Origin of the sequence: Pantoea sp. AG702 (genome assembly GCF_003182295.1) — a bacterium.
GTDB lineage: Bacteria > Pseudomonadota > Gammaproteobacteria > Enterobacterales > Enterobacteriaceae > Pantoea > Pantoea ananatis.
The window spans coordinates 241486-254084 of sequence record NZ_QGTU01000004.1 but is presented as its reverse complement, the minus strand read 5'-3'; the positions used below and the strand labels follow the sequence as shown (position 1 = coordinate 254084).

Annotated in this window: 9 protein-coding genes; all 9 read left to right on the top strand. The window is 52.3% G+C overall.

Annotated features, from left to right (window positions below; translation table 11 throughout):
- The first annotated feature begins 371 nt into the window (after nt 1-371).
- On the top strand, nt 372-1805 hold the full coding sequence (wbaP, locus tag DFO57_RS13490; protein ID WP_110015419.1) for an undecaprenyl-phosphate galactose phosphotransferase WbaP: 1434 nt from the start codon (nt 372-374) through the stop codon (nt 1803-1805).
- Between the two features lie 274 nt (nt 1806-2079).
- Nucleotides 2080-3219 carry a polysaccharide export protein gene (locus DFO57_RS13485; protein WP_013026384.1) on the top strand — a complete coding sequence of 380 codons (1140 nt, stop codon included), beginning with the start codon at nt 2080-2082 and terminating at the stop codon, nt 3217-3219.
- A gap of 9 nt (nt 3220-3228) precedes the next feature.
- Nucleotides 3229-3663, top strand: a complete 435-nt coding sequence (locus DFO57_RS13480) for a protein-tyrosine-phosphatase (protein ID WP_013026383.1) — start codon at nt 3229-3231, stop codon at nt 3661-3663.
- Between the two features lie 12 nt (nt 3664-3675).
- Nucleotides 3676-5853, top strand: coding sequence for a tyrosine-protein kinase Wzc (wzc, locus tag DFO57_RS13475; protein WP_014594083.1), 2178 nt, complete (start codon nt 3676-3678; stop codon nt 5851-5853).
- A gap of 255 nt (nt 5854-6108) precedes the next feature.
- Nucleotides 6109-7245, top strand: a complete 1137-nt coding sequence (locus tag DFO57_RS13470; RefSeq protein WP_041457716.1) for an EpsG family protein — start codon at nt 6109-6111, stop codon at nt 7243-7245.
- 129 nt (nt 7246-7374) lie between these two features.
- Nucleotides 7375-8292 carry a glycosyltransferase family 2 protein gene (locus DFO57_RS13465; RefSeq protein WP_014594081.1) on the top strand — a complete coding sequence of 306 codons (918 nt, stop codon included), beginning with the start codon at nt 7375-7377 and terminating at the stop codon, nt 8290-8292.
- A gap of 81 nt (nt 8293-8373) precedes the next feature.
- A complete protein-coding gene (locus DFO57_RS13460) occupies nt 8374-9126 on the top strand; it encodes a glycosyltransferase family 2 protein (RefSeq protein WP_014605450.1) in 753 nt (250 codons plus the stop codon).
- A 45-nt stretch (nt 9127-9171) separates the two neighbouring features.
- Entirely contained in the window at nt 9172-10206 is a 1035-nt protein-coding gene (locus tag DFO57_RS13455; protein WP_014605451.1) for a glycosyltransferase family 4 protein, read from the top strand.
- Nucleotides 10207-10292: 86 nt separating this feature from the next.
- Nucleotides 10293-12503, top strand: coding sequence for a phage tailspike protein (locus tag DFO57_RS13450; RefSeq protein ID WP_110015418.1), 2211 nt, complete (start codon nt 10293-10295; stop codon nt 12501-12503).
- Nucleotides 12504-12599 lie beyond the last annotated feature (96 nt).

Here is a 12599-nt window from a genome sequence, read left to right as displayed (position 1 = left end):
CGAATCTGTAATTTGCGCAATCAACCGCCTCGGTACGCAGCAGAATGTCAACGCATTCTGCACAAGGACGCTTTGTGCGCAATCGCGCGCGGCGCAGGGAGAAACAGAGGTTATCAGGGCGGTATTGGCAGCGACAGCCAAGGGCGGTAGCGTGTCTGCGTCACCGCTTCGGTTTGATATTTAATCAGCACATTGCTGATAAAGTCAGAGTAATCTGTTGGTATTGTGCACGGTATTATTGGTTTCATAGTCAATGACAATGGCGTAAATGCCGCAGGAGCTCCCCTCAGAAACGCTCGGGCTTAAGAGACAATGCTGGTTACTTAAGCGTCTGGTGTGGTGGGTTAAGGAAATAAAATAAAGAGTTAAATATGCGCGATAATGAATTTACGTTTAAAAGTATTATCACCAAATTATTATTGGCTTGTTCTGATTTAATATGTTTCAACGCGGCATTATTTATCGCGATGATGCTAATTAATATGACATCTCCTTCACTGTTATCGGATATGTCTGATCGGGAATTTAATTTAAAAGTTGCTACACACATCTGTCTGTCAGTAATTTGCGTGGGCTGGTTTTGGGTCAGACTGCGCCATTACACCTACCGCAAACCGTTTTGGTTCGAATTAAAAGAAATTTTTCGTACCATTCTCATTTTTTCCGTCATTGAACTGTCGATCACGGCCCTGTCTCAATGGCAGATGTCGCGCTTTGTCTGGCTGTTAACGTGGCTTATCGCCCTGGTGGCAATGCCGGTGTGCCGCGCACTGTCCAAACGCCTGCTGAATAAATACGGCCTGTGGAAGAAGCAGACCATCATTATTGGCAGCAATAAAAATGCCCAGGAAGCGTGGGAGGCTCTGCAAAGCGAAGAGGTTATGGGCTTTGAGGTTATTGCCTTCTATGACGTGGACGGATCCTGCCCACAAGAGCTGATTTCGGGTATTCCGGTGCTGCGCGACGAGCAGGCGCTGTGGAGGCTCACTAACAGTGAAACCCAGTTCATTGTGGCGGTTGAGTTTGAGCAAAGTCAGTATCGTGACATGTGGCTGAAATCGCTGGCGATGCATAACTGCCGCTCTGTTTCAGTGATTCCTACCTTACGTGGGGTGCCGCTGTACGGCACTGACATGGCTTATATCTTCAGCCATGAAGTCATGATCCTGCGTGTTCAGAATAACCTGGCCAAACGTACCTCACGCTTCCTGAAGCGCACGTTCGATATCTTCGGGGCACTCTCCATCATTTTGATGCTGTTACCGGCGCTGCTAGTGCTGGGATTCCTGGTGGGACGTGATGGCGGGCCGCCTATTTATGGTCACGAACGCGTCGGCCTGAACGGGCGTAAATTTAAATGCCTTAAGTTCCGTTCAATGGTGATCAACTCGAAAGAAGTGCTTGAGGAAGTCTTGCGAACCGATCCGGTTGCCCGTGCTGAATGGGATAAAGATTTTAAACTCAAAAACGATCCCCGTATTACTAAAGTCGGTCACTTTATTCGTAAAACCAGCCTTGATGAGCTGCCGCAGTTGTGGAACGTCGTACGCGGCGACATGAGCCTGGTCGGGCCGCGCCCGGTTATTGAAGACGAACTGGCGCGTTATGCGGGCGATGTCGATTACTACCTGATGGCAAAACCGGGTATGACCGGATTGTGGCAGGTGAGCGGCCGTAACGATGTGGATTATGAAACGCGCGTCTACTTCGACTCATGGTATGTAAAAAACTGGTCGCTGTGGAACGACATTGCAATTTTGTTCAAAACCGTGGGTGTGGTTTTGAAACGTGATGGTGCTTACTAGCCGCAAAAGAGCCTCTGTCAGCCGCGCGCCGAAGTGCCACTTCAGGTTCCGGCGGGCAGATTTCTCTAAAAAAAAGCGGTACGGCATTGATAAACCGAAATGTTCTGCTTTGCTTTATTCCGTTCCGGGTAAAGCGCGTGATGGGTACAAGACAGGAGCTAAGAATAATGAACGACATGTTCAGGGCCTGAGTCAGGATAGCCTACTTTTTTTCGAGCGCTTACACAGCGGCGTATTCGCCTCTATCAAACATTAACTGATAGCGAAGATCTAAATGATTACAATGAAAATGAAGATGATACCTGTTCTGGTATCTGCAACTTTTATGGCCGGGTGTACTGTCGTGCCGGGGCAAAATTTATCCACTTCGGGAAAAGATGTCATTGAGCAGCAGGACAGCAATTTTGACATCGACAAGTACGTTAACGTTTATCCGTTAACGCCAGGCCTGGTGGAGAAAATGCGTCCTAAGCCACTTGTGGCACAGGCTAATCCGTCGTTACAAACCGAAATTCAGAACTACGAATACCGCATCGGCATTGGTGATGTTCTCACCGTCACCGTGTGGGATCACCCCGAACTCACCACGCCTGCCGGTCAGTACCGTAGCGCCAGTGACACCGGTAACTGGGTCCATTCCGACGGCACGATTTTCTATCCTTACATCGGCCGCGTCCGTGTTGCCGGCCGTACCGTAGGTGACGTGCGTAATGAAGTGGCGCGTCGTCTGGCGCAGTACATCGAAAGCCCTCAGGTTGACGTCAGCATTGCCTCGTTTAAGTCACAGAAGACTTACGTGACCGGTGCCGTGACGACCTCAGGCCAGCAGCCTATCACCAACGTACCGCTGACTATCCTGGATGCGATTAACGCAGCGGGCGGCTTAGCGGCGGACGCAGACTGGCGCAACGTTATCCTGACCCACAACGGCCGTGAGCAGCGCGTGTCACTGCAGGCCCTGATGCAGAACGGCGATCTGAGCCAGAATCACCTGCTTTATCCGGGTGACATCCTGTATGTGCCGCGTAACGACGACCTGAAAGTGTTTGTCATGGGCGAAGTGAAACAGCAGGCCACCCTGAAAATGGACCGCAGCGGTATGACCCTGGCTGAAGCGCTGGGTAATGCGGCAGGCATGGATCAAACCACGTCCGACGCGACCGGGGTCTTTGTTATCCGACCGACGCGCGGCTCCGATCGCAGCAAAATCGCCAATATCTACCAGCTGAATACCAAAGATGCGGCATCCATGGTGATGGGTACCGAATTCCAACTTGAACCTTACGATATCGTCTACGTGACATCGACGCCGCTGACGCGTTGGAACCGCGTGATATCGCAGTTGATACCAACCATAGCCGGTGTTAACGATGCGACGCAGGCTGCACAGCGCATCCGCAACTGGTCGAACTAAGGTTTCGCCATGATTAAGTCCGTGTTAGTCGTCTGCGTAGGCAACATCTGCCGCTCTCCTACGGGAGAGCGCCTGTTCAAACGCGCGCTGCCGCACCTGCCTGTGGCCTCCGCCGGACTCGGCGCCCTGGTTGGGCACGCGGCGGATAAAACGGCGACGGAGGTGGCAGCCGAAAAAGGCTTATCGCTGGAAGGTCATGAGGCTCAGCAGCTAACGGCCAGCCTGTGCCGGGAGTATGACCTGATTCTGGTGATGGAAAAGCGCCACATTGAACAGGTAAACCGCATCGATCCGGCTGCACGCGGCAAAACGATGCTGCTTGGGCACTGGCTCAATCAGAAGGAAATTGCGGATCCGTACAGAAAAAGCCGTGAGGCCTTTGAAGAGGTTTACGGGTTACTGGAACACGCCACTCAGAAATGGGTCAGCGTACTAAGCCGATAGTTGGGATTATCCATGAATATAAAAAACAAAGTCATGACCGCGCCGCGCGAGGAATCGAATGGGTGGGATCTGGCGCATCTTGTGGGACAGCTTATTGATCACCGCTGGGTTATCGTCGCTGTCACCGCTTTTTTCATGCTGGTAGCAACGCTCTACACACTGTTTGCGACGCCTATTTACAGCGCCGATGCCATGGTTCAGGTGGAGCAGAAGAATACCAGCACCGTCCTGAATGAATTACAGACGCTGATGCCCACGACGCCAGCATCGGATACCGAAATCCAGATTCTTGAATCACGCATGGTGCTGGGAAAAACCGTTCAGGATCTTGGCCTGGATGCAGTGGTTTCACAGAACTATTTCCCGGTTATCGGCAAAGGTCTGTCGCGCCTGATGGGCAACAAGCCTGGCAATGTCGCGATCTCCCGTCTGGAGATTCCGCGTACGATCGAGAAGCGCAGTGTTGAGCTCGAGGTTACGGGTAAAGACAGCTACACCGTTTCTGCCGATGGCGATGAGCTGTTCAAAGGCAAAGTGGGGCAGTTCGAAAAACACGGCGATGTGAGCATGCTGGTCAGCGATATCAATGCGGAGCCGGGCACCACGTTTACCGTCACCAAACTCAACGATCTGCAGGCAATTAACAGCATCCTGTCTAACCTGACCGTTGCAGACAAAGGGAAAGACACCGGCGTACTGGGACTGCAGTATGTGGGTGAAGATCAGGAGCAGATCAGCAAAGTTCTGAACCAGATCGTGAATAACTACCTGTTACAGAACGTGCAGCGTAAATCCGAACAGGCCGAGAAAAGCCTGGAGTTCCTGAAACAGCAACTGCCGGAAGTGCGTGGCAAACTGGATCAGGCGGAAGACAAACTTAACGCCTTCCGCCGTGAGAACGAGTCTGTTGACCTGTCGCTTGAAGCCAAATCTGCGCTGGATTCATCCGTTAGCGTGCAGAGCCAGCTTAACGAGCTGACGTTCCGCGAAGCCGAAGTTTCGCAGCTGTTCACCAAAGATCACCCTACCTATCGGGCCCTGTTGGAAAAGCGTAAAACGCTGGAAGATGAGCAGGCGCAACTGAACAAGAAAATTGCGCAGATGCCGAAAACTCAGCAGGAGATTCTGCGTCTGACCCGCGATGTGCAGTCAGGTCAGGAAATCTACATGCAGTTACTGAACCGCCAGCAAGAGCTGAGCATCAGTAAGGCCAGCACCGTGGGTGATGTTCGCATCATCGATCAGGCCGCCACGGCAAACTCGCCGGTTGCGCCGAAAAAGCTGCTGATCATCGCAGCCAGCCTGATTCTGGGGCTGATGGTGTCCGTCGGCGTGGTTCTGCTTAAAGCGCTGTTGCATCACGGAATCGAGAACCCGGAACAGCTGGAAGAGCTGGGCATGAACGTCTATGCCAGCGTACCGCTCTCTGAGTGGCAGCGTAAGAAGGATACCGAAGCACTGGCGCGTCGCGGTCACAAAGGCAAAACCGATCCGCATGAGACGCTGTTGGCACTGGGTAATCCAACCGACCTCTCTATTGAAGCGATTCGTAGCCTGCGTACCAGCCTGCACTTCGCCATGATGGAAGCGAAAAACAACATTCTGATGATCACCGGCGCCAGCCCGGGTATTGGTAAAACCTTTATCTGCGTTAACCTCGCTACCCTGGTGGCCAAGGCCGGTCAGAAGGTGTTGTTTATCGATGGTGACATGCGCCGCGGTTACACCCACGAACTGCTGGGGGCGGACAATAAATCTGGTCTGTCTAACGTCCTGTCTGGCAAAACCGAGTTTACGCCGACCATGATTCAGCAAGGGCCATACGGTTTTGATTTCCTGCCGCGCGGACAGGTTCCACCGAACCCGTCAGAGCTGTTGATGCACCGCCGCATGGGTGAGCTGCTGGAGTGGGCAAGCAAAAACTATGATTTAGTCCTGATTGATACACCGCCGATTCTGGCCGTAACGGATGCGTCCATCATCGGTAAGTTGGCCGGTACCTCGCTGATGGTGGCGCGTTTTGAAACCAACACCACAAAAGAAGTGGATGTCAGCTTCAAACGCTTCGCGCAGAACGGTATCGAAATCAAAGGGGTTATCCTGAACGCCGTGGTACGTAAAGCGGCTAACTCGTACGGTTATGGTTATGACTACTACGACTACGAGTACGGTAAACCAACGAAAAGCTAAGAGCTGAAAGAAAAGGGGCGGGTTTGACCGCCCCTTTTGATCCCTGGCTCAAGATAACGACACGTAACGATTTGCACAGGTGATTCTGGATACAACGCACAATAAGCGACGATCTAACGTCAATCATCAGAATTCATCATCAACACGCTTTTGTCTGTCGCGATGTCGGCGCAGACCTGCTGAGAGATCAACCCGGAAGGTAATCAGCACTGGCCACTGTTGGCATGAGAACTTGTGGATTTAAGGAATCACACCATGGCTCCATATTGGTATATATCAGGGTTTTTGCTGCTGATTTCGCTGTTCGAAATCCTGGTGAAAAAAGACGAACGCACAAATTATATTTTGACCTGGCTGCTGTGCTTTGCGGCCATTATTCTGATCGTATTCGGGGGGATTCGTGGCCTCGGCACCGGCATGGATGACTTCCAGTACCGCAGTTTCTTTGAGGACTTTGTACGGCGTATTCAGATCAACGGTTTTTTCAATACCGTCGCGTTTTTCCGCTACGAACCGCTGATTTTTGCGATGGCGTGGATAACGAGTCTGTTTTCGCATAACGCCAGCGTGTTTCTGTTCGTCTTCTGTGCGATTGCGGTATCCATTAACGCCTTCTTTTTCAGAAAGATGTCGCCTTATCCGGTACTGGCGCTGGCGCTGTATTCGGCGCACATCTTTATTAACAAAGACATCAATCAGATACGTTTTGGCTTAAGCTCCGCCCTGTTCCTCGGCGTGCTGTGGATGATCTACCTGAAGCGTTACTGGTGGGCCTTTACCTTTTTTATCCTGTCGTTCATGAGTCACAACACCGCCGTTATGGTGATAACGCTGGTGCCTTTCCTGTTTATTCGTGACTGGCGCTGGTGGCCGGTGGTGATCATCGTTGTCAGCCTGCCGCTCTCGGTCGTCGGGGGTTCAAGCTTCATCGCCCTGATTGCCGGACACCTCGGATCGCTGGGGGAAAGGGCATCGGGCTATAACAACGATCCCTCCTATGCAATGGATGGCAGCATCCTGTCAGTCTCGAACCTGAAGAACATCATGCTGGTGTTTATTTTCTTCTATTTCATGCTGACTGAAGAACTGAAGCGCGAAAACTATGCCCAGTATCGTCTGAACTACTTGCTGATTTTAAGTTTTGCTATCGGCGGGGCGATCCGCATCTTCCTGTATAACTTCCCGTCAGGTTCGCGTCTTTCCAACTATTTGCAACAGGTTGAACCCATCATTCTGACCTCGCTTATCTATCAGGCCAGACGCGTCTGGAAGCCGGCGCTGTTTGGCATGCTGTTTTTCTTCCTGCTCTATTACCTCTACTACAACACCATCTCAACCAAGCAGGCGGTTGTAGGGTACGAAGTGGCCCAGGAGTTCTGGCTGATTCGGTAACGGACCCGGCGGCGCGCCCCCAGTGAACGGCTTCACTTCGCGGGGCGGTCGCCTGTAACAACACAGGTTTTTCTTCGGCGTTTGTCGATTGAATTGTTTATTTTTGAATACTTTAATGAGGTGCTGGCAATGAAGGACATTCGTTTCTCTATCGTAATTCCGGCTTATAACGCGTCAGAATCGATTGTCACGACGCTGGATTGCGTTAAAGCACAAACGTATCGCCATTTCGAAGTCATCATCGTGGATGACAAATCTGCCGATGCCGCCGCGCTGGCGGAAGTGGTGCGCAGTGAGCGCTATCAGGACCTGGACATCAATCTGGTCTTATCTGAGGTGAAACTCAACGGTGCCGGCGCGCGTAACAAAGGCATTGAGCTGGCAACGGGCGACTATGTCAGTTTTCTGGATGCCGATGACGAGTGGCATGCCGACAAGCTTCTGCAGGTCAGTGAAAAGATTGCGGAGCTAGAGGCGCAGGGTCAGCACAATACCATTATCTTCAGCCAGGTAAATATCTATCAGGACGGTGCGTTCCTGAAGGTTATGCCGATGCAGCCTCCGGCAAAAAATGAAACTGTCGCAGAGTATCTGTTTGGCTGTTATGGCTTTATTCAAACCAGCACCATCGTGCTGAAGCGTGAAGATGCCGCTAAAATTCAGTTCGATGCGCGTTTTATCCGCCATCAGGACTATGACTTCTGCATCCGTGCCGACCGCATGGGTTACCGGTTTGAAATGATCGCCGCCCCGCTGGCCAACTACCACCTGGTGACGAAGTTTGGCTCCAAACACAAAGGTGAATCGGTCAAGTACTCCCTGTTCTGGCTGGATACGATGAAACCGCACCTTACCGCACGAGATATTCACACCTACAAAGCATTCAAGCTGCCCCTGCGCTACAAAATGGACGGTAACTCGCTGATGGCGAGCGTCAGCTTCGCGCGCTACTTCCTGCTCACCAATAAAGATAATCGCACCTACTTCCTGAACCGCGTGAAAGACAAACTGAAAGCGCGGTTGGGTGGCGAAAAGGCACTCTCCTGATTCTATTGAATGTCGTGACGTTTTAACGCTACCGGAAGGTTATCTGGTGGCCCCGTCTATTTTATTTATTCAGGTATGAAAATGAATAATCACTCTGGTACCGTCGGCATTGTCATGCCTATGTATAATGCCCGCGAGACGGTATTACGCGCTGTACAGTCCGTCATCAATCAAACCTATCAGGACTGGCACCTGTATCTGATCAACGATAAATCCACCGATGATTCACTCGCGTGGGTGCGCGAGCAGTGCCAGGACCCGCGTATTACGATTCTCGACAATGCGGTCAATATGGGCGCGGCCGAAACCCGCAATGTGGGATTACGTGCTTCGCAAGAAGAGGTGATCGCTTTTCTTGACAGCGATGACGAATGGCACAGCGATAAGCTTCGCCAGCAGATGCAGGCTATCGCCGATGGGGACAATCTGGTCATCACGGAATACCATTACAAAACCCGCAAAGCTGACCACGATATTCGCTATACAAAGCCTTACCTTAAGCAGGACAGCTATGTCAAAAAGCAGTATCGGGTGTGCTTCTCATCCGTCTGTTTCCGCCGTCCGCCAGGCGGGATTTTATTTGAGCGAAAAGGTCACGAAGACTTCCTTTTCCTCTACGAACTCTTTAATCGCTACAAACAGGCCCGCGTAATTCAGAGTATTCTGGTGAATTATTACGAGTTAGGAAATTCCCTGTCGCGTAATAAAAACAAAGCCGCCAAATGGCACCTCGAACTATTAAGAATTATCTATAAAAACAATCCGTTAAAAATCTATTACTATTACGCCTGGTATATGGTGAATGGTGTGCTGTTTAGCCTGAAACACCGCTAAGCCGATCGGCAGGATTGTGTATAAATTTGAGGTGGATAACGTTTCATGAAAAAAATCGTCCTGGTGATCAAAGACGCTTACTCGTATGCGGGCACCGAAAATATCTGTAACTTTATGTCGGAATGTCTTGGTGATGCGCATGAGGTCACCATCTACTCACTGGAGGGGCACGGCGAACCCTTTTACCCTTTCGACAAGGTCAAGCAGATCGTCAGCTTCGAAGGTGAAAGTAACCCCATCAAACGTGCCGTGGCGCGTATTCAGCAGGAAGGCTTCGACACCGTGTTTTTAATCAGCATGGGCCGTCTGAGCGTGATGTTTGCTTTCTGGAACCTGATGACGCTAAAAAAGAAGCGCTTCAAGGCCTATGCCTGTGAGCACGTTGCCATCAACTCCTTCAGTAAACCCATTAAGTTCCTCAAGTTCCTGCTACTGCGCTTCTACGACCGCGTCATTGTCCTGACGGATAAAGATCATCAGGTCTTTCAGCGCTGGCACATCCCCAGTCAGGCCATTCCTAATCCGGTGGTGTACAAATCCTGGCACCGTACCACGCGCCATCGTCAGGCGCTGGCGGTGGGCCGTCTGGACAATCAGAAAGGGTTCGACCTGTTACTGGATATCTGGCGTGACTTTTCCAGAGCACATCCTGACTGGACGCTGGTGATTGCCGGCGACGGTGAACTGCGCCAGCAACTACAGGATCAGGCAGCCGTGCTGGGCATTACCTCCAGCGTGAAGTTCGTCGGTAAGGTCAGCAATATCAACGATTACTACCGCGACAGCGATATGGCGCTGATGACCTCCCGTTACGAAGGTTTGCCGCTGGTGCTGCTGGAAGCTAAATCCTGGTCGCTGCCGGTGGTGGCCTATGACTGTCCGACAGGTCCACAGGAGATTATTAATCACGGCGAAGACGGTTTCCTGGTGCCGATGAACAAGAAAAGCGAATTTCTGGCGCGGATGGAACAACTGGCCAGCGACGATGCACTGTTCTATGCCATGAGCGAAAAAACCCAGCAAACCGCGCTGAAGTTTGACGGTAAACAGATTAAACAAAGCTGGCTGGCGTTGGTGTAAGGGCTGAAGACGCTCACTTTTGATGTGCCTCATGGGACACCTTTTATGGCTGAGTTTACGGCCTTCATGACGACGGGATTAATTGCATGAAAAGAAGAGAAGTCTTGCAAACCGCAGCCTCCGCCCTTGTCGGCGCGCTCTCCGTGAGTACCTTTTCCAGCTACGCGGCCAAAAACACTGGCCTGGCGCTCAAGTCGGTTGATGCAAGCGCGGTACCCAAAGGCGATGTTCCGATTCTGACGCCTGAAAATGTCTACGCGATGCCGCCGCAGTTCTGGCAAAACTTCCAGGGAAAACTATGGATCGGTAAGTCGGGAAGCGATGCCAGCCAGGCGGGTAACCAGATCCCCGTGTTCCTGCGCGATGCCAGCGGCAAGCTGGCACAAATCACCCAGCCGATTACCCTGAATAAGGGAAATTTTGACCAGTTTGTAAAGGATAATGCGGCGCTGATCGCGAATCCGTCTCACTCTATGGCGCTGGAAGACAGCAACGGGCAGATGGTCTTTAACATCCCGGATGTCAGCCAGCCGGGCCAGGCTGCCTTTAGTCAGCGTCTGGCACAGCCTGCGGGTTATCAGCTAATCGGTGAGATCCCCTCGGTGGACGATCTGCGCAAGACGCGACCGCTGTTTGAAGGCGCGAAGATCAAGCTCAAAAGCTGGCACGCCGGCCTGGAAGTGGGGGGCGGCGAATTCGTCGGCAGTTTCCAGCCGGCGCAGGACGATCAGGGGGTGATTTTCAGCGGCGACGGCTTTCACTGGCGTCGCGTAGTCGATGACTATAACCGACTCTCGTTGTTTGACTTTGGCGCTATCGCCGACGGCAAAACCGACAGTGCGCCCGCGATTAAAGCGATGTACCAGTGGTCGCAGCAGAGCGATCAGCCTATCTGCGTACAGTTCCCTGCGGGCACGTTCTTCGTTTCCGCCTGTAACTTCGGTGAGGAGGAGCGCCGTTTCTTCCGCATCTCCGGTGCGATGGTCAACTTTGGGTATTTCCCGGCGACCAGCATCGTCTCCGACGGTAAATCGCCGTTTGTTTTCGAGGTCAGTGCCCGCTGGGTGGAAATCTCTAACCTGATATTTAACGGCAATACGGATACGCATCCCAATAAGCAGGGATTGTTCCGTAATACCTGCCCGGGCGGACAGTTTTTCCGTGGGGCCTGCCTGCGCTTCAACCAGGTTGGCGGCACCGCGCTCAGCCTGCTGGATACGCTGGATTGTAAGATTGACCAGTGGTACGCCTCAGCCTGTACAGGCGACGTGATTCAGGCCGGCTGGTCTGGTCAGAAAAAGGGGAACTGGGACCATAGTACCGCGATTGAGCTGTCAAACTTTAACGCCCAGCACTGTAAAGGCGGCAAAGTTCTCAACCTGCCGCGCTGCAGCCAGTCGCTGATTCACAACGGCTGGATTGAGCACTGTGATAATCCCGGCGATATCTCAAACGGTCAATGGATTATCGATGCCTTAAGCCTTGAGGACTGCAAGAACCCGCTGATTGCCTGGCACTCCCGCCTGAATACGCGTCAGACCAACCTGCAATCCGGCAGCTGGATTGACAACTCAGAGCAGGGCGATCGTTGGCTAAGCGCCTGGGAAATGGGATCGACCCGCGTTGAGTCCTACGGCGTCGCGATCGATGGCAGCCTGAAATATAACTATCTGACCTCACGCTGGCTGTTGGAAAACAACACCAATCAGGCCGTGTGGTTTGAACTGGGCAATCTTTATTCCCCCACCGTTGGCGACTCGTGGGAAATCGAAATTTTTGGACAGTCGCAGTTCAATAACGGCACGGACGGTGAGCCGCTGATGAACCTCATCAGTGGGAAAAACACCGGCGGCCGGGCGGTTATTCACGTTCAACGTAAGAAAGACCATGCTGAAGCCAGCTGGTCGGCGGAAGGCAGCAGTCCGGTGGTGGATGTGCGCTACGTCGCTAAAACCGATACCGACACGCAGGTTTTCATCAGGCTGGCAGGCTGGACGCCTTCGGCAGCGGTGATGATCAAGAGCACGGCGAAAGATCGCTTTGTCACCGGCCGCTGTGCGCGGGTCGATGCCAAAATGACCCAGGCTGCGCCGGATAGCGGCAGCCATGCCGCGCCGCAGCGCTTTAGCCTGCATAACGGTAAAGCGGGCGTGGGCGCGAATGAGCAGGGGGATTTATTGCTGGCCTCCCGCGCGTTGTCTGATGACAAGGTGGATACCAGCAAACCTGAAGGATTCGTGTCTGTCGTTATTAACGGTAAGCAGGTCGCCTTACCGTATTTTGCGATTAAATCGTAGTCAGAGAGGGCTGCCCTGATACGGCAGCCAACACCAACAGCATCTGGGATGTTGGTGCAGGATTTTTATTTGCTGTTTTTCTCCCTATTCATTTTG

Excerpts from the sequence above, each read along its gene's own strand:
- wzc (WP_014594083.1), top strand. The coding sequence starts at position 3,676 with ATGAATATAAAAAACAAAGTCATGACCGCGCCGCGCGAGGAATCGAAT.
- DFO57_RS13455 (WP_014605451.1), top strand. The coding sequence starts at position 9,172 with ATGAAAAAAATCGTCCTGGTGATCAAAGACGCTTACTCGTATGCGGGC.
- DFO57_RS13470 (WP_041457716.1), top strand. The coding sequence starts at position 6,109 with ATGGCTCCATATTGGTATATATCAGGGTTTTTGCTGCTGATTTCGCTG.
- DFO57_RS13460 (WP_014605450.1), top strand. The coding sequence starts at position 8,374 with ATGAATAATCACTCTGGTACCGTCGGCATTGTCATGCCTATGTATAAT.
- DFO57_RS13450 (WP_110015418.1), top strand. The coding sequence starts at position 10,293 with ATGAAAAGAAGAGAAGTCTTGCAAACCGCAGCCTCCGCCCTTGTCGGC.
- DFO57_RS13465 (WP_014594081.1), top strand. The coding sequence starts at position 7,375 with ATGAAGGACATTCGTTTCTCTATCGTAATTCCGGCTTATAACGCGTCA.
- wbaP (WP_110015419.1), top strand. The coding sequence starts at position 372 with ATGCGCGATAATGAATTTACGTTTAAAAGTATTATCACCAAATTATTA.
- DFO57_RS13485 (WP_013026384.1), top strand. The coding sequence starts at position 2,080 with ATGATTACAATGAAAATGAAGATGATACCTGTTCTGGTATCTGCAACT.
- DFO57_RS13480 (WP_013026383.1), top strand. The coding sequence starts at position 3,229 with ATGATTAAGTCCGTGTTAGTCGTCTGCGTAGGCAACATCTGCCGCTCT.